Here is a 17460-nt window from a genome sequence, read left to right as displayed (position 1 = left end):
CTCAGCGCGCGCCGTCGAGGGCCGCCGCGATCTGATCGACGGTCGTCTGGAGCGCCGTCAGGCCCCCGGCGGCGAGGTACCAGGCGGCCGCGTCGACGTACACGACCTGCCCCTTGCGCCAGGCCGTCGTCTGCCGCACGAGCTCGTTGTCGAGGAGCTGGCGCGCCGCCTGGGCCTGGACGCCGATCGCGGCATCCCGGTCGAGCACGAAGAGCCAGTCGGGATTGGCCTTGCCGATGAACTCGAACGAGATCGGCTGGCCGTGCACGCCGGCGCTGAGATCGGCCGTCACGGGCCGGAAGCCGAAGGCGCTGTAGAGCAGGTCGAAGCGGGAACCCTGCCCGAACGCGCTCAGGCGGCCTCCCGTGGAGAGGACGAACAGGGCCGTGCCGGCCTGCCCGGCCTTGGCACGCACCGCCGCGATCGCAGCCTGGAGCCGGGCGATCCGGCTGTCCGCCTCCGCCTCCTTGCCGAAGATGCGGGCGAGCGTCCGGATGTTGCGCAGCTCGCCGCCGAGCATGTCGGCGGCGTCGGTCGAGAGGTCGATGGTCGGCGCCATCCTGGCCAGCGCGTCGTAGCGGGGGCCCGAGCGGCCGCCGACGATGATCAGGTCGGGATCGGCCTCGTTGATGGCCTCGTAATCCGGCTCCCACAGCGTCCCCATCTTGCGGTAGGGGGGGCCGTTGTAGCGGACGAGATAGGGGGGCTTCGCCCCGCCCGCGACCCCGAGGACCGGCACGCCGAGCGCGTCGAGCGTGTCGAGGGCGCCGAGATCGAACACCACGACCTTCTTGGGAACACCCGCCAGGACGGTCTGGCCCCTCGTGTGCTGCACCGCGATCTCCGCCGCCCCGGCCGGCGCGGTCGCGAGGATTGCCGCGAGAACCGCCGCGGCGGCCCCGTGCAGGACAGGGCCGCCCACGGCGCGGGCACCGGCAGCGATGCGGCGAGACAACCACGTGATGAACGGCATGCAGGGCCCTTAAGTAAAATCGGTCGCGACATCTAAGGGTAACGTCCCGGCTTGACAACGTCGGACGATTTCAGATTGGAATTATTCGTATTTCACCTACGCCAGGGGCCTCGCTGCCTGGACAACGGCGTCCGAAAAGGTCGGTCGCGGCCGAGCACGGACCCGGAGGGGAGGGGCAGCGTCTCGCGGTTCCGTTCACCCTCGCATCGTCGAGGGAGCGGCGAGGGCGAGGCGTGTATCCGGCCACCCCGCCATGGCGCCGATCTCAAGCCGCCTTGCACAGCTAGGCTAACGCTTGGTTCCCTGAATTCAGTCGGTTCGTTGACAGTTTTCGTCGCGAAACCGGCCGGAGCCCTCTCAAGGTCTGCTCAGGATTTCCCATGATTCCGACCGCGCGGCCTGCACGAGGATGTTCGCTGTCCAACGGCATGGAAGCCAGCGATCGGGCGCTTTCAGCGCTCGCTGCAGCAGATTCTTAAGATCAAGTCTGTCTGATGACGCAGAGGAAAATCACCCGCCGGACATGCAACCGGAGGTTGCGCACGTGATGCCGAGACGATTGGCAAGACATTTGGACAGCATCGACCGCCTCGTCGACCGGGACCGGGTCGATGCGCTGCTGCGCGTCCTGCCGCTCACGCTCGCCTCCAACACCTTCGTCTCGGTGTCGTTCACCGTGACGATGTGGGGCGACGTGCAGCCCGCCTCCCTGCTCTGCTTCGTCACCCTCAACGCGGCCGTCAACCTCGGACGCCTGTGGGGCGTCTGGACGGTGCGGCGCCGGGGCCTGACCGAACTTTCGCCGTCGCTGGTGCTGACGCTGAGCCGAGCGGGCGCGCTGGTGTCCGGCCTGTGCTGGGCCATGATCCTGGTCCTGGCCGCGCAGGCAGGCCACGCCTACAACCTCGCGGTCGGGCTGACCTTCTGCGGGATCAACGCGGGATCGGTCATCCAGAGCACGGCCGACCGGCAGACGACGCTCGCCTTCGTCCTGCCGAACAGCGTCATCCTCATCCTGACCCTGCTGGCGGGGGAAACGGTTCAGTCCCAGATCATCGGCGTCAACCTGCTGCTGCTGACATTGCTCATGGTGCGCGCGTCCACGCGGGCCGAGCGGGACTACGTCACGGCGGCGCGCCTGCGCCACGAGGCGGCCCACTTGGCCGACTCCCTGAGACAGGCCAACGTCGCGGCCACCCAGGCGATGCAGCGGCTCGAGCACGCCGCCAGCCACGATCCCCTCACCGGCCTCTTCAACCGCGCGGCCTACCGGACGCGCTTGGCGGAGCGGATGGCGCGGGCCGGCAGCGGCGAGGGCGAGGTGTCGCTCCTGCTGATCGACCTCGACGGCTTCAAGGGCATCAACGACACCTACGGGCACGCCGCCGGCGATGCCGTGCTGGCCGAGGTGGCGCGCCGGCTCACGGCCGTCCTGGGGCCGGACGAGGTGATCGCCCGCCTGGGCGGCGACGAGTTCGCCGCCCTGCTCTTCCGCGACCGGATCGGTGAGGCGGACGAGCTCGCGGCCGAGCGGATCGTCCGGAGCCTCTGCGCGCCGTTCGTCCTCGAAGAACGGTTCATGGAGGCCGGAGCCAGCGTCGGGATCGCCCGCTTTCCCCGCGATGCCGCCACTGCGCAGGACTTGCAGGCGGCGGCCGACCTCGCGCTCTACGCGTCGAAATCCGGCGGGCGCGGGCGGTGGTGCGCCTTCGGCGAGGCGCTGCGGCATCCGTCCCAGGGCGGGTCCGCGGGCGGGAGAGGGGCGCGCGCGCTCGGGTCCGACCTCGCGCGCGCCCTGGAGAGCGGATCGGTGGAGGTCTGGTTCCAGCCCCAGGTGGACGCCCCGACGGGCCGGACCTGCGGTCTCGAAGCCCTGCTGCGCTGGACCCACCCCGCGTTCGGCCCTGTTCCGCCCCCGGAGGCGGTCAGGGCCGCCGCCGCCGCGGGCCTGACGCCCGCGCTGACCCGCCACGTCGTCCGTGAGGCGTGCCGCATGGCCGTCCGGCTGGATGCCGCGGGCCGCGACGACGTCGTGATCGCCGTCAACGTCTCGCCGGAGGCCTTCGGCATCGACCTAGTCCCCAGGATGGTCGCCGACGAACTCGCGGCCCACGGCGTCGAGGGACGGCGGCTGGAGGTCGAGATCACCGAGCAGGTGCCTTACGGGGCCGAGCGGGTCGGTGCGGAGATCGCCGCGCTGCGGGCCTCGGGCGTCGCGATCGTCATCGATGATTTCGGCATGGCCTACGCCTCCCTGGAGGCCCTGCGCGGCATCGACTTCGACGGCCTCAAGATCGACAGGGCCTTCGTCTCCGGCCTCGCCACGGGGGAGCGGGACCGGGCCATGATCCAGGCCATCCTGGCCTTCGCCCGCTCGCTCGGGGTCAGGACCGTCGCGGAGGGCGTCGAGACGGCGGCGCAGGCCGCGATCCTGCGGCAGCTCGGCTGCCCCGTGCTGCAGGGCTACCGCTACGCGCCCGCCCTTCCGCCGACCCAGGCGCTGTTCTGGATCGCCCGGAACGCCGTCGAGCCGGCCTTGGGCGACGAACCGGCCCCGGGGGTCTCGGCTCCCGGGCGGCTCGCCGCGGCCGAATGAAGGCCGGCCGGGGGCTTCCCGCGAGGTGCTCAGCGCGTGGGCCGCAACCGGGCCATGCAGTGGACGTCCGCGAATGCGCCGTTCCGGAAGCTCGCGGCCCGCAGCGTGCCTTCGATCGCGAACCCGAACTTCTCGTACAAGGCGATCGCCCGAGTGTTGTCGACGAACACGGTCATCTCGATCCGGGTGACGTTGAGCCAGTTGTCTGCGGTGTCGATGATCGCGGCGAGGAGCCGGGAGCCGATGCCGCGCCCCGCGCACTCCTCGTGCACGCCGATCCAGAACTCGGCCGCGTGCGCGCGCCGGCCGTAGAACGGCCGCAGGGCCGCCGCCCCGATCACCCGCCCGTCCGCCTCCGCCACGAGGTGCAGGTCCCGCGGCGAGCGCGGGCTCGCCCAGGCCTTGACCGCCTCGAACGACTCGTAGGGCAGCGCGAGCGTCCCGAAGCGGAAGGCGGGCTGGTTGTAGATCTCGTAGATGTCGGGCGCATCCGCCTCGCGCATGGCCCGTACGCGCACATCCATGTTGGTCTCCGCTGGTCTCGTCACGGCGGGCAGGTCCGACCGGCCCCGGCCGGCCCCAGGAGCGCGCTCACGTCCACTCGAAGGTGAGCGTTTCGCGGAACGCGAAGCGCTCGATGTGGCGCACGACGACGGCGCGGAAGTCGGGCAGCTTGGCGGCGTCGTCGACGGCGAGGTCGATCGTCAGGGCGTCCGCATCGGCGGCGAGCCGCGCTTCGCCGAGGGGCAGCGCGATCCGGGCGCTCGTCGGGTCGAACTCGGTCTCGAACTTGTGCGACCAGTGCTTGCAGAGCTGCTGCAGGTAGCGGCTCGCATGGGCCGTACTGACGATGGAGCGGGAGTGGATCATGGGATGCGTCCTGTTGGGATGAAGTGGGCCGGCCGGAGGTCCGCCCGTCTCCGCCGATGGGTCGCGCGCGTCACGCGGGAAGAAGCCGCTCGCGCGGGGAGGCCGCCGGCTCCAGGCCCGGGCGCGTCGCCCGCCACGCCGCGTAGGCGGCGGCGAGCTGGCGCTTGATCGCGGTCTCGCGCGCGTCGAGTTCGTCGAGCTTGGCCACGACCTGCGCGACCTGCTCCGGGTCCTCCGTCCGGGCGAGCTTGAGCACGCCGTAATGCAGGGCCGTGAGGCCGTTCACCAGGGCCTCGATCTCGTCGCAGATCCGCTGGAACTCGCTGTCCGGCCAGTACAGGGCGCGCCAGAAGAAGGCGAAGCCGTGCTCGTAGGCCCATTTGCGGATGGTGATCACCGGCAATTCGCGCAGGGCCTCGCCGACATCGGCGAGCCGGAGCCCGCCGCGCCCCTCCGCATGGGCCGAGACGATGGCGCGGGCGGCATCGATCAGCGGGTTGGTCTCGGGGATGAAGCAGGCCTCGAAGAAGGCCGCGAGGTCCGCATCCTCCGGCGGGCGGGCGCGCGAGGGATCGAACCGGTAGCCGCCCGCGACGCTCGGCTGGCGAATGGCGTTCAGGAGCCGGTCGCGCTCGATCACGCCCTCCCAGCGGAAATCGGGATCGCGCACCTGCCAGAGGGCGGGGTCCTCGGTGAGCGCCACCATCAGGTAGTGCGGGAAGGGGTTCTGGTTGAACTTGTTCTCCCGCTCCGGCAGGTGGAACATGTCCAGCATCACCATCACGCACTCGTCCGGCGCGCGCTGCTCCAGGATGTCGAGCAGGACCGCAACGTTGTCGTCCTTCGACCGGGAGTGATCGTACCAGGGGAGGAGCGGCACGCCGTAGAGCCGCTCGAACCAGTAGCGGAAGGACTCGTGGTCCATCGCGTCCGAGTGGTAGGCGAGGCGGACCGCGTCGGTGATCGCGAACTCGGCGTCCCAGATCAGGAAGTAGAACGGGCGGTGGTCGATGCGGCGCGCCTTCAGCCCGTCGCAGACGCAGCTGACGAAGCAGTGGATCTTCAGATCGTACGGAAGTTCGCCGTGGACGCCGTCCGACGGCAGCCCGGGCTCGCTCCCGGTCTCCGCCGGCGCCGGGGCGGCGGGCGTACCCGGCGCGGGCGGCACGCGCGCGAGCAGCCCGGCGAGGTCGGCGACGGTGGACACGTCCTGGCGGCTGATCGCCTCCTCGGAGATCGACAGCCCGAGATTCATCTCGAGCGACAGGAGGAGCTGCAGCACCTGCACCGAGTCGAGGTAGAGATCCTCGTTCAGCCGCGCCTGCGGCCCGAACAGGTCGAGATGGGGATGATGCATCTCCTCGCGCAGGACTTTGCCGATGGCCGCGACGACGGCGTCCCCGTTCATCCCTGGGTTCATGCCCGGATTCATGTCATGGCCTCCAGCGTGCCGCTCCGGTAGCGTTCGGCCGCCTCCCGGCGGGAGATCTTGCCGTTGGCCTGGCGCGGGATCGCGCCCACCTGCACCGCCTCGACCGGCACTTGGTGGCCGGCCAGCCAGCGGCGGCACCAGTCCTGCAGAGCGCGGGGCGGCACCGGTGCCTCGGCGCTGAACAGCAGCATCACGCGCTCGCCCGCGAACGCGTCCGCCTTGGCGAAGGCCACGGCGTCGGTGATGCCGGGCATGGCCATCACCACGTCCTCCACCTCGCCCGGATAGACGTTGAGGCCCGAGACGTTGATGGTGTCGTCCTTGCGCGCCACGAAGACCAGCATGCCGTCCGGCTGCAGGTAGCCGAGATCGGCGGTGTGCACGGTGCCGCGCTCGCCCTCCACGACGATCTCGGCCGGCTCCCCGGCGCCGGCGCCCGCCCGGACGCGGTGGTGGGGCAGGGGGCGTCCGATCGCATCGGCCCGCTGCAGATCCGGGTTCACCGCGATGCAGCCGGTCTCCGAGCAGCCGTATTGCTGGAAGAGGTGCACCACCCGGCCGCGGATGGCGGAGAACCAGGGCGCGGGCAGCAGCGTGCCGGAGGTCATCGCCGCGTGGATGGGCTCGCCCTCCGGCAGCAGCCGGGCGAGCGTGTGCAGTAGGGCGGGCGAGGTGTAGAGGAGCGGGCGCTCGATCTCGCGCAGGCGGCGCAGGAGGTATTTCGGGTTGGCGGTGTCGAGCACCACCGGCGCGCGCCCGCGGCGCAGCCCGACGAGGAGGCCGCAGATCAGGCCGTAGGAATGGGTGATCGGGCAGGCGATGACGGGCGTCATCCCGTTCGGCGCGGTGAAGGCCGCGACGTAGCTCTCGATCTCGCGCTCCACGGAGCTCCAGGGGCGGGCGATGCATTTCGGCTCGCCCGTCGTGCCGGAACTCATCTGGAGCAGTTCTCCCTCGCCCGGGACCGGGGCCGGGGCGCCGTCCAGGCGCTCGCCCGTCAGGCCGTCGAGGAACAGGCGGTGGCAGCCGGCGCGTTGCGCGAGCCGCCGCGCGCCCTCGTCGGGCAGGGCCGGATGGATCGGCAGGAGCGTCGCGCCGGCCCGGCGGGCGGCGAGGATGAAGGCGAGGCTGTCGGCGGTGTCGCGGAAGCGGGCGGCGACGCGCTCGCCGCCGCTCTCCAGACCGGCCTGCGCGGCGACGCGCCCGAGGGTGGCCTCCATCTCGTCCGCACCGATCGTGCGTCCGTCGATCTCGATCATGGAATGTCCCGCGGGAGGGTGGGGTCGGGGTTCGCGGACGACGCGAGGGCGTCCGGAAACAGGGCATTGGGGACGAGGCGGCTGCAGCGCGCCTCCTCCAGCCCGAGCTTGCGCGACAGGAGCGCCTCGACCCGCAAGGCGGGTCCGTCCACGCCCAGGCGGGCGAAGCGGTCGTCGAGGCCGTGCTCCGCCGCGTGGCGGCGCAGGCGCCGGCCGAGGCCGGTCCAGAAGCCGGCCTCGTCGAGGCCGTGGCTCCGCCCCAGGAGGTGGGTGACCTCGCTCAGGTTGAAGACGAACAGGCTGTCGGTCACCAGTTCGGCGAGGATTGCGGGCGAGCGCATGGCGTGGAAGCGGTCGTCCGGCGGGCCGGCATGGGCCGGATCGATGGCGCCGAAATCCGGCACGCGGCCGGCATCGGAGACGAAGTCCGGCACGTACTCGGCGCTCTCGTGGAAGTCGCGCAGGATCACCCGTTCGGGCCAGCCGTCGCGATGGACGAGGATCATGTTCTGGCCGTGCGCCTCCAGCGCCACGCCGTGCGCCACGAGCAGGTGCCAGACGGGCAGCACCGCGACCTCCACCAGGCGGTCGAGCCATGCCGCCAGCCCGTGGCGCGCCAGCCAGGGCGCCACGAAGGTGCTGCCGTCCGCCTCGCAGGCGCACAGCGCGTTGAAGGGCAGGGCGGACTCGCCGGGCGACAGGTCCGGGCTCTGGCGCCAGATCGCGGCGAGCCGGCCGGCGAGCGGCCCGTCCCGGTCGGCCATCACGGTGGCGTACTCGCGAAGCACATCCATCCGGTAGCGCCCGCGCAGCAGGGGATCGCCCGCGACGATCTCGGCGAGCCAGCCCGAGAGCGCGGGGGCGGTCAGGACGAAGTGCGGGTCGAGGATCCGCAGGCTCGACGTGCTGACGACGCTCATCGCGAGCTTCACGCTCGCGGCGCGGGGGTCGTCGGTGTTGTGCAGCGTGCGCAGGGACTGGCTCGCGCGGTAGTGCGGCCCGGCGGGGCCGAGCGGGACGGCGCGGCCCTCGGCCAGCCAGGATCGCAGCGGCTCCCGCTCCGCGAGGTGCCGCATCTGCCAGGGATGGACCGGCAGGACGGCGTGCGTGGCGGGGGAATGCCCGGCCTCGCGCAGGCGCCGCGCGAGGAGGTCCCACTCCCCGCCGAGTTCGGCGCGCCAGAACGCGTCCTCGCCCTCCGGCAGGACGGCGGCGACCGCCTCGCGGCCCAGGGCGAGCCAGTCCAGGCGAAACGGCTCGCCGGCCTCGGGGCCGTAGCGGGCGTGGTCCTCCAGGGAAAAGCCGGTGCGGGCCTTGAAGCACGGATGGTAGGGATGTCCCTCCGACAGCGCGGCGTCGAGGATCGCGAAGGGCAGGGCGCGCCGCTCCGGCACCCGCAGGGTCTCGGCGTTCCAGCGGCAGAGCTCCACCGTCTGCCGGAGCTCCGCCAGCAGCCGCTCCCGCCGATCCGGGGCGGCCGGCAGGGTTTCTGCCAGGGCGGCGAGCGGGGAGGCCCGCCAGCCTTGCGCCTCCGCCACCTCGATCGTCCCGGGGACGAGGCGCGGCCGGCCGAAGGGGCCGATCGCGCCGGCCGCCCGGAAGCGCCGCGGACCGAGCCGCCAGTGCAGCCGGCCGGCATCGCCGGGAGCGGCCTCGGTCTCGGCAAGCCCCTCGAACAGGATCGCCTCCGCCAGTTGGCGCAGGACGCGCTCCTCCGGCCGGACGCTCGTCTCAGGACGCGAGGACACGGCCCGACGTGGTTCGCGCGCCGCGCCGCCCGAGCGGGTTGGGCATGTCGATGTAGGTGCCGGCGCCGTCGCCGGCGGCCAGCTCGTCGCGGTCCGCCAGGCGGACGCGCAGGTTGGCCTTGGTGCAGAGCGTCGGCTCGTCCAGGACCGAGCGCGCGAAGGCCCGCCCGAGGCCGGTCATGCGGCGCGCGATCGTCTCCAGCCGGCGCGCGAGGTCGTCGAGCAGGATCTCTTCCCGGACCATCCCGTCGTGGCCCATGCGGGCCACCACCGAGAAAACCTGGTTCACCACGAGGTAGTAGGCGAGGCGGCGGCGGATCTCGCCGTCATCGAAGTAGAGCGACGCGATGACGCCGGTCTCGGGCACGAGGCGCTGGAGACGGGGGCGGGCGGCCTCCGACAGGTAGAAACCCTGGTTGTCGCGGTAGAAACCCCGGCGCGGCCAGCCGTCGGCGACGTCGACGAGCGCGTTCTGCTGGTGCGCTTCGAGCGCGATGCCGTGCCGGTCGTAGAGGGCGACGACCGGCTCCAGCATGCAGTCGAGGTAGAGGCTGAACCACGTCCGCGCGGCATGCGCGAGGCCGGCCGCCGTGCCGGAGCCGACGCGGCGCAGCAGGGCTTCGAGCCGCGAGGGACGGCCCGGACGGGGCTCGGCGGTCAGCGCCGCGAGGGTGGCGATGCCGCGCTCCGCGCCGCCGCGGAAGGGGTTTTCGCGCAGAACCGTCTCGAAGCCGCTCTCCTGGCGGCCGGGGCAGTGCAGCGTGAGGTAGGCCGGGTCGGACAGGATCCGGAACGCGGGGTGCTGCCCGCCATCCTCGCTGCGCGCGAGCAGCCGTGCGACGGCCACCCCGGCCTGCAGTTCGGCCAGCCGGTTCACCCGCAGCGAGTTCGTCAGGGTGACGGGGAGCGAGAATTTCGCCATCCAGGCGCTGTCCGGCGCGTAGACGGTCCGCAGCGAAGACGTCGCGGTGAAGCGCGGGCCGAAGGCGCCGAGCGGCCGCAGGGTCCCGGCCTCCACCATCCCGGCGATGTGGGGCTCCAGCATCAGCGCCTCGGCCTGGAGCGGGTGCATCGGCAGGGCGACCTCGCCGGGGCGCAGCGGCAGCCGTGCGGCATCGGACCCGAGGAGAGCGAGGGCGATCTCCGGGGCGGAAAGGGCCGCGGCCGAATCGTGCCGCACCCGGGACGTGTTTGCGGCGAACACCGCGAGCCGGAAGGTGCCGCCCTCCTCGGGCGCGTAGGCCCTGGCCTGCCACGGCGCCAGACCCTGCCGGCTCTTCGGCGTCGGATGCAACCAGTGGCCGAAGACGAGCGAGCGCTCGGCGCCGATGAAGTTCGTCTCGTCGGCCTCATCCTGGGGCGGGAGATCGAGCTGGCGCGCCGTCTCGCGGTAGCTGTCGAGCACCCGGCCGAGGAGTTCGAGCTCACGCTCGCGCGCGGTCTCGCTGCCGCCCTCGTCGCACCGCGCGTAGGCCTCGCCGAGCAGGTCCTGCAGCGCCCGCATCGGCGCGACGAGGCGCCAGCGCGGCTCGTGGAGGTGGCGGGTCCAGAGGCGGCCGAAGCCCTGCGCGCCGCAGAGCGAGGGCGACAGGATCTCGGCCCGGATCGCGACGCGCTGGCCGCGCAGGTTCCATTCCACGCAGGGCGCCGGGGGTCCGTCCGCCAGGGCGTGGCGCACCCGGATGCCGGGGTCGATCTCGCGCAGGTAGCCGTTGGCGAAGCTGCGGAAGGCCGCCGTCTCGGCGACGCGCTGGGACGATGGTGGCATCACGCTCAAACCTTGTTCTGGCCTCCTTCACGGCCCGCATCGCGACCGCCGGAGCGGCGCCCTCGCGGGCCGGGCGACGAACGGTTCTTGGAGCATGTTCCGACCGCGGCGCGATCGACCATGCTCCAGGTCTCTGGTTTCACGGCATTTTCTGCGACGAACCGGTGACCACTTCGTCGGAAAATGCTCTGGCGCCGCATCTCTGCGGCCGATCGGCGGGACACCGCCGCGCGCGTCGGCGGCGTTGCCGCCGGGATCCGCCCGGGCAGGCGGCAGCCTTGCGCCGAACGGTGCACGCAGAGCCCTCGCAGGACACGGCTCCCTTGTCACGGGCCCGTCTATCAACCCAGCATTGCGTCAAAGTCAAGAGCAGGACCGATTGAGATCGGGTTGCTGGAGCAGATTAGAAATATTATGAAAATAAATTTCTCAAAATACAGCGCATCCCAACCTCCCGCACGGGAGGTTGATCGAGCGACGCGGAATTCCTTCTCTGCCGAAGACGCACGAGGCAGGGTCGCCACCGGCAGATTTGCTGGCCAGGGCCGGCATTGCCCGGGCTTCCCTTAGGCGGCCACCGCCGACGCGCTCGGATCGGCCCGAGCGCGTCGGCGGATGGAGATCAGAAGTCCACCGTGGCGGACACGATGACCGTGCGGGGCGCGCCGACCGCGAGGAAGCCGCGGGCGGCCGAGGCCCAGTAGGAGTTGTCGAACACGTTCTCGACGATGGCCCGGATCGTCACGGGCTTCCCCGACGCGCCCTCGAAGGTGTAGCGCAGGCCGGCGTCGAAGCGCGTCCAGTCGGGGACCGACTGCGTGTTGGCTTGGTTGTAGAACTGGCTGCTGGTGTAGATGGCGCGGCCGGTCAGCGTCAGGCCCGGAGCGAGCCAGGGCGGCATGTCGACTTCGCCATAGAGGTTGAGCGCTACGTCGGGGACGCCGGGCGCGACGTTGCCGTCGAACTGGCGGCCGGCGGTGTTGACGAGGCGCCCGTCGAGGAAGGTGACGCCGCCGAGCAGCCGCACCCCTGGGACCGGCTCGCCGAACACCGACAGTTCGAGGCCGCGGTTGCGCTGCAGGCCGCTGACCGAGAACCGCCGCGTGGCGGGATCCGTGAAGGCGTTGGGCTGCTCGATCTCGAACAGCGAGGCCGTGACCGCGACGGTGCCGAAATCGTACTTGGCGCCGAACTCCTTCTGCCGGCTCACGGCGGGGGGAAACACCTCGTTGGCGTTGATCGCCACGACCGGCGCGGTCGGCGTGGGTTCGAGCGCCTCGATGTAGTTGCCGTAGAACGAGAGTTGGTCGGTGGCGCGGAAGACGGCCGCGATGGCCGGGCTGAACCGGCCGCGCTGGTAGTTCGCCGCCAGGTTGCCCAGGGTCGGTCCGGGGGCGGTGGCGTAGCTCTGCTGGTCGATCTCCTGGAACCGCCCGCCCAGGGTCAGCAGGAAGCGGTCCTCGCCGAGCGACAGGGTGTCGGCGATGCCGACGCTGCGCGCGCTGAGTTCCGCGAACAGGGGCCGGCTGTTGGAGCGCGGCAGCAGGCTGGTGTTCACCGAGCCGCGCGGCAGGTAGACCGGATCGTAGATGTTGGTCTGGAAGACCGGCAGGACCGGCGGGACGAAGCCGCCGCGGTAGTTGCGGTTGTTCGCCTCCACCGCCGAGACGGTGAGGTAGTGGCCGAGGAAGCCGGTCTGGAACTTCGTGCGCAGGCCGACCTCGCCGGTCATCCCCTGGATCTCCTGGGGCTGGATGGCGAGCGTGTTGGTCGCCTGCCCGGTCACGCTCGTGACCCGGTAGGACGAGGTGAGGAAGTCCTCGTTGTAGCGGCTGACGCCGCCGGCGGCGTACACCGTGGTGTCGGGCAGCACGTCGTACTCGACCCGCCCGGCGGCCATGTTGTAGCGGCTGTCGATGTATTCGAGCGAGCTGGCCGTGTTAAGGCGGTTGTTCGGCGCCCGGGGCACCGGGATGTTCGGGGCGACCGCGTTGAACAGCGAGGTCGGCGCGGTGATGTTCTGGGTGTTGTGGACGAGGTCGAGCGAGGCGCGCAGCCGCTCGCCGCGGTAGTCGAGGCCCAGCGTCGCGACGCCCACCTCGATGGCGTTCTTGTCGAGCGGCGTGAAGCCGTTGCGGTAGGAGCCGTTGGCGCGGATGCCCCATTCGTTGTTGGCGCCGAAGCGGCGGCCGACATCGGCGTGGGTCCAGATCTGCGAGTCGCTCAGGTAGGTCGTGGTGAGCCGCGTCAGCGGCACGTCGTAGGCGCGCTTGGGGATCAGGTTGATCGTGCCGCCGACGCGGCCGGTGCCGCCGCTCAGGAGCGCGGTGGGGCCCTTCAGGATCTCGACCCGCTCGATGCCCTCCGTGAAGACCCGCCGCGGGTTGGCGAGGTAGAACAGGCCGTCGAAGCCGACGTCGAGGTTCACGACCGAGAAGCCGCGTATGAAGAACGAGTCGCGCTCGCTGAAGGGCGGCGCGTCGTTGCGCACGGACGGGTCGTTCAGCACCACGTCCGCGAGCGAGCGGGCCTGCTGGTCCTGGATCAGTTTCTCGGTGTAGCTCGTCACGTTGAAGGGCGTCGTCAGGACCGAGCGGTTGCCCAGGAGACCGATGCGGGCGCCGGTCGCGACCTGGCCGCCAGCGTAGGGCACCGGGGGCTGCCCCACCGTCCCGGTCGGCGGCGGCAGGCCCGCGGGCCGGCCTCCGGGCTGGCCCTGGACGACGACCTCGCCGAGGGCCACCGTGTCGCCGGACGCGCCGCCGAGCTGGACGTAGCGCGGGTTCACCAGGGTGATGGTGGAGGGGCTCACCCGCCGGAAGGTCAGGCCGGTGCCTTCGAGGATCCGGCCCAGCGCCTCCAGGGGAGCGAACTCGCCCTCGACGCCGGGCGTCGTCAGGGAGCCGGTCATGTCGGTGGCGTAGACCAGCTTGACCTTGGCCTGCTCGGTGAATGAGACCAGCGCCGGTTCGAGCAGCCCGTTCGGGATCGACAGGGCGACGGTGCCGTCGGCCGCGGTCGCCGGTTCGGCCTGCGCGGCTGCCGGGATGCCCGCGCCCGTCCCGTCCAATTGCGCGCGCGCCGTCGTCCGGCCCTGAGCCGCGGCCGGCACCAGCACCAGCAGCGATACGCCGGCCAGGGCCATCCCGGCCAGCCGACCACACGCGAACCCACGCTCCCGCGACACCATCCGTCACCCCGTCCATCTGCTCGAAGGGGCGGCGCGCTTCGCGCTCTCTCGACCCCTCAACCCTTGAGATCAACGAGGGGCTGATCTCCTGACGTCGGATCGCGCATTTTTCCGCTTTTTTCTCACGAGGGCCCGATCAGGACGACGAGGGGCGTCAGCCGGGTGACGCGCAGCGCGAAGGTGGCGGCGATCGCGTCCAGGGCGTCGTCCGTGTTGCGCGGGTCGAACGACCCCGTGACGCGCCGGTCACCGAGCCGGGCATCGAGCAGGACGATGCGTCCGCGGCGGTAGCGCTCCAGCTCGGCGAGCACGTCGGACAGGCGCTCACCCGAAAAGATCAGGTGCCCGTCGCGCCACGCCACGGCCCGGTTCACGTCGTCCTTCACGACGGTGGGAGCGCCACCGTCCTGACGGCGGATCGCCTCGCCGGCCGCGACCCGCAGGTGCCGGCCCGACGCCGTGACGTCGACGCGCCCCTCCGCCACGCCCACCGGCTTGGCGGCGCCGTCCGCGCGGACGAAGAAGACGGTGCCCACCGCCCGGGCACTCACCCCGGCGGCGTCCACCACGAAGGGCCGCGCGGGGTCGGGGGCCACGTCGAACAGGGCCTCGCCGCGCAACAACTCGACCCGGCGTTCCGTGTCGCTGAAGTGCAGGACGAGAGCGGTCCCGGTGTTCAGGTCGATGCGGCTGCCATCGGCCAGGATCGCGTGCTCGATGGCGCCGACCCCGCTCCAGAGGTCGGCGCGGAGCCAGTCGGCCAGACCGAACTGCGTGGCGAGGACCGCACCCAGCACGGCCGCGGCGGCGAGGCAGGCCGGCCCCTTCGGCATCCGGCGCGTCCGGGAGACGGGCAGGTGGCCGAGCCTGCGCCACACCGCATCCATCTCCGCGTAGGCTTCGGCATGGGCCGGATCGGCCGCGAGCCACGCCTCGAACGCGGCGCGATCGCTCTCCGTCGCGTCGGACGAGGAGAGGCGCGCGACCCAGCCGGCCGCCGCCTCGTCGATCGGATCCTCGCCGTACCGGTCCTGCACGTCGGTCCCGTCGCTCACGACCACGGCCAGGCTTCTCCCCGGATCCACCCCGGCCCGCATGGTCCGAGGATGCATCCCTACGCTCTAGGATCAACGGGCGGCCGAAATCCTGACGTCGGCGATCAGAAAAGATCGCCGCACCGGCGGCGGCAATGCAGGAGGGCCTTGATGAGGTGTTTTTCGACCATGTTCCGGCTGATGTTCAGCCGGGCGGCGACCTCGCCGTTCGAGAGCCCGTCGATGCGCGCGAGCAGAAAGGCCTCCCGGCACCGCGGCGGGAGTTCGTCGACGGCGGCCGCGAGGCGCCTGAGGTCCTGCCGCGCCATGGCCTGCCGCTCCGGGAGCGCGTAGCCGTCGGCGATGCCGGCCCAATCGGCCTCGCTCACGGGCTGGAAGATCGTTCCCTCCAGCCGCTGCCGGTTGCGCATCCGGCGCGCGACGTTGTGGGCGATCTGGAACAGGAAGGCGGAGGGCTGCTCGACGTTCGTCCGCGAGAGCGCCGCGAGCATCAGGAGGTAGGTCTCCTGATGGGCGTCGGCGGCATCGGCCGGGTTGCCGAGCAGGCGCGTCAGGAAGCGGCGAAGCTTCACGCCATCGCAGCGATGCAGCGCGTCGATCGAGATTGGCTGCATGCCCCAACTCCGAACACTTCTAAACTACCCCACCAACCGTCCATCGACTTATCAGTGAAGAGACAAATGCGTTCAAGTTCATCGGAAAGTGATGCTATTTAATCTGATTCCAAACTGCACTGCGTGTCCTGTCGCAAGCCCTTGCGTTCCTGTCGGAAATAGTTGGCATGCGCCCGTCTTCCGCTGCGCGTCCCGACGGTCGCCCGACGACGAGGCGGCCATCCTGTTGCAAAGATAGAACACTCCTTGTCCTGGGTGCTCGCCCGCATGACTGCCGCAGGGCAGACGCTGCACGAGACCGGCGCCGAGATGATCGGGCGTTGGGCGATTCATGTGCCGCCAGGTTTGGTGGAGCCGGCCGGGTTTGCTGGACCCGCGCGGCCATGCCGGATCCGAACCATCGATCCCGGCGCGGTCGCCGCCGCCGCTCCCGCAGGATTCCACCCCGATCGGACCCTCACCGGCAGGACCGCCCCACGAGAACGAGCCGGTCGCCGTTCTCTCAGGCCGGGAGGAGGGCGTGCCAGCGCGCGTCGCGCGGCGAGGGGCGGCGGTGCAGGCGCCGGTCGAGCAGGGCGCGCGCCTTGGCGGCCTCGCCGCTGCGCATCAGCGCGACGAGTAGCGTGTCCTCGATGATCTCGCGCTGGGCACCGCTGCCGCCGATGCGCGGCACCTCGGCCGCCATCGGTTCCAGGAGGCGCACGCAGGCCGCGTAATCCTCGTCCGCGAAGGCCAGCACGGCGCGGCAGATGGCGGGCACCACCGGCCCGGCCGCGAGGGTGCCGGCCTCCACGAGGTCCGTGAGCGCATCGATGCGCGCCGCCGCCGCGGCCCTGTCGCCGGTCGCCGCCGCCAGCAGGCCCATATGCGCGTCGGCGAACGCGAAGCCGGCCGTGGGGAAGTACCGGCCCGCATAGGCGCGGGCCTCCTTCCAGAGCCTGTCCGGCACCGCGTAGCCGTAGGTCCGCATGCGCCAGAGCAGCGAGACGGTGTCCGAGACGACGTTGATCGGCAGGCCCGCCGTCACCGACGGCTGGACGTGCGCCGCGTAGATCGTCAGCGCCTGCGCGGGGTCGTCGCGCTCCAGGGCGGCCAGGGCGGCGTGCCAGGCGATGTGGCCGTGCAGGATGCCGGAGCGGTCGTAGCCGGGCAGCCAGTCGGCGATCAGCGCCTCGGCCTCGCCGCCCGCGCCGTCCTCGAACAGGGTGTGCGACAGGGCGTGGGCGCCGTTGGCGTTGTTGCGCCGCAGCGCGAACCCGCGCTGGGCGAGATCCCGCCCGTACCGGACCGCGCCGTTCTCCGCGTGCGACCAGCCCCGATAGGAGACGAACCACCAATCGTCGGGCGCGAACTGCGCCGCATGGCGCTCGCAGAGATCGACGCGGGCCTGGTCGTGATCGGCGATGCCGGAGAAGGCCAGAAGTCCGAACGCGCCCAGCGGCAGCGACAGGATCAGCGCGTCGCGCGGCCACGCGTCGGTGTGGGCCAGCGCGCTGTCGAGCGCCCGGGCGGATTGCCCGGTGACGGCGAGCGCCAGGGTCGCCACGTGGCTGCGCTCGCGTGGGGTGCCGTTGCGGGCGACGATCTCGTCAGCCCGCGCGATGCAGGCGCGGGCCGCCGCGCCCTCGCCGCGCATCGCGTGCAGGCGCGCCCGCGCCGCATGCGCGAGGGCGAAGTCCGGATCGGCCGCCACCGCCGCGTCGAGGGTGTCCGCGGCGCCCGGCCACGCCGACAGGAGGAGATCCACGCCCTCCCGGTAGCACTCGGCGGCACGCTCGGACGTGGTCGAGAGGGGCAGGCCGCGGCGGTCGAGTTGGGCCATGACGGGGTCCTGGGGTGACGGGGTCCTGGGGTGATGAATTCCTGGTCTCGGTCGTGCGCGGCGCGGGTGGAGGCCCGCTTGGCGGGCGCGTCGGATCCGCCGGGCATAGCGCAGCGCCGGCTGTCTGTATGCC

Annotated in this window: 12 protein-coding genes; 1 reads left to right on the top strand and 11 read right to left on the bottom strand. The window is 71.7% G+C overall.

Translation table 11 applies throughout. The features are described 5' to 3' along the window. Position 1: 1 nt before the first annotated feature. Positions 2-922, bottom strand: coding sequence for a siderophore ABC transporter substrate-binding protein (locus ACKUB9_RS10470; RefSeq protein ID WP_407521365.1), 921 nt, complete (start codon positions 920-922; stop codon positions 2-4). Between the two features lie 622 nt (positions 923-1544). Here ACKUB9_RS10470 and ACKUB9_RS10465 point away from each other — a divergent pair. Next, complete coding sequence (locus ACKUB9_RS10465) at positions 1545-3569, top strand: putative bifunctional diguanylate cyclase/phosphodiesterase (protein ID WP_407521367.1); 2025 nt, start codon at positions 1545-1547, stop codon at positions 3567-3569. A 29-nt stretch (positions 3570-3598) separates the two neighbouring features. Here the strand turns inward: ACKUB9_RS10465 and ACKUB9_RS10460 are convergent, their stop codons facing one another. The 10 genes from ACKUB9_RS10460 to ACKUB9_RS10415 all read right to left on the bottom strand — a co-directional run bounded on the left by ACKUB9_RS10460 (position 3599) and on the right by ACKUB9_RS10415 (position 17327). Beyond that, entirely contained in the window at positions 3599-4093 is a 495-nt protein-coding gene (locus ACKUB9_RS10460) for a GNAT family N-acetyltransferase (protein ID WP_407521369.1), read from the bottom strand. 67 nt (positions 4094-4160) lie between these two features. After that, positions 4161-4439, bottom strand: a complete 279-nt coding sequence (locus tag ACKUB9_RS10455; RefSeq protein WP_407521371.1) for a DUF2218 domain-containing protein — start codon at positions 4437-4439, stop codon at positions 4161-4163. Positions 4440-4509: 70 nt separating this feature from the next. Next, positions 4510-5847 (bottom strand): DUF6005 family protein, encoded by a 1338-nt coding sequence (locus ACKUB9_RS10450; protein ID WP_407521373.1) that lies wholly within the window; start codon positions 5845-5847, stop codon positions 4510-4512. Between the two features lie 20 nt (positions 5848-5867). Continuing rightward, entirely contained in the window at positions 5868-7130 is a 1263-nt protein-coding gene (locus ACKUB9_RS10445) for an AMP-binding protein (protein WP_407521375.1), read from the bottom strand. Further along, positions 7127-8878 (bottom strand): IucA/IucC family protein, encoded by a 1752-nt coding sequence (locus ACKUB9_RS10440; RefSeq protein WP_407521377.1) that lies wholly within the window; start codon positions 8876-8878, stop codon positions 7127-7129. Before ACKUB9_RS10440 ends, ACKUB9_RS10445 begins: the two co-directional genes overlap by 4 nt. Further along, positions 8862-10646 (bottom strand): IucA/IucC family protein, encoded by a 1785-nt coding sequence (locus ACKUB9_RS10435; RefSeq protein ID WP_407521379.1) that lies wholly within the window; start codon positions 10644-10646, stop codon positions 8862-8864. The genes ACKUB9_RS10440 and ACKUB9_RS10435 overlap by 17 nt, the downstream gene beginning before the upstream one ends. Positions 10647-11268: 622 nt before the next feature. Continuing rightward, positions 11269-13800 (bottom strand): TonB-dependent siderophore receptor, encoded by a 2532-nt coding sequence (locus tag ACKUB9_RS10430; RefSeq protein WP_407521652.1) that lies wholly within the window; start codon positions 13798-13800, stop codon positions 11269-11271. Positions 13801-13958: 158 nt separating this feature from the next. After that, the gene (locus ACKUB9_RS10425; RefSeq protein ID WP_407521381.1) at positions 13959-14897 is read right to left on the bottom strand and encodes a FecR family protein; all 939 of its coding nucleotides are present in this window, start codon (positions 14895-14897) and stop codon (positions 13959-13961) included. A 98-nt stretch (positions 14898-14995) separates the two neighbouring features. After that, the gene (locus tag ACKUB9_RS10420) at positions 14996-15505 is read right to left on the bottom strand and encodes an RNA polymerase sigma factor (RefSeq protein WP_407521384.1); all 510 of its coding nucleotides are present in this window, start codon (positions 15503-15505) and stop codon (positions 14996-14998) included. Between the two features lie 502 nt (positions 15506-16007). Then, positions 16008-17327: a tetratricopeptide repeat protein gene (locus ACKUB9_RS10415; RefSeq protein ID WP_407521386.1), complete on the bottom strand. Its 1320-nt coding sequence runs from the start codon at positions 17325-17327 to the stop codon at positions 16008-16010. Positions 17328-17460: the final 133 nt, after the last annotated feature.

Source organism: Methylobacterium oryzisoli (genome assembly GCF_046557895.1).
Classification (GTDB): domain Bacteria; phylum Pseudomonadota; class Alphaproteobacteria; order Rhizobiales; family Beijerinckiaceae; genus Methylobacterium; species Methylobacterium oryzisoli.
Note: the sequence above shows the minus strand (reverse complement) of the source record. Positions and strands in the feature narration are given on the sequence as shown.

Coding starts and splice junctions, on each gene's coding strand:
- ACKUB9_RS10460 (WP_407521369.1), bottom strand. CDS start 4,093: ATGGATGTGCGCGTACGGGCCATGCGCGAGGCGGATGCGCCCGACATC.
- ACKUB9_RS10455 (WP_407521371.1), bottom strand. CDS start 4,439: ATGATCCACTCCCGCTCCATCGTCAGTACGGCCCATGCGAGCCGCTAC.
- ACKUB9_RS10450 (WP_407521373.1), bottom strand. CDS start 5,847: ATGAACGGGGACGCCGTCGTCGCGGCCATCGGCAAAGTCCTGCGCGAG.
- ACKUB9_RS10445 (WP_407521375.1), bottom strand. CDS start 7,130: ATGATCGAGATCGACGGACGCACGATCGGTGCGGACGAGATGGAGGCC.
- ACKUB9_RS10435 (WP_407521379.1), bottom strand. CDS start 10,646: ATGCCACCATCGTCCCAGCGCGTCGCCGAGACGGCGGCCTTCCGCAGC.
- ACKUB9_RS10420 (WP_407521384.1), bottom strand. CDS start 15,505: ATGCAGCCAATCTCGATCGACGCGCTGCATCGCTGCGATGGCGTGAAG.
- ACKUB9_RS10415 (WP_407521386.1), bottom strand. CDS start 17,327: ATGGCCCAACTCGACCGCCGCGGCCTGCCCCTCTCGACCACGTCCGAG.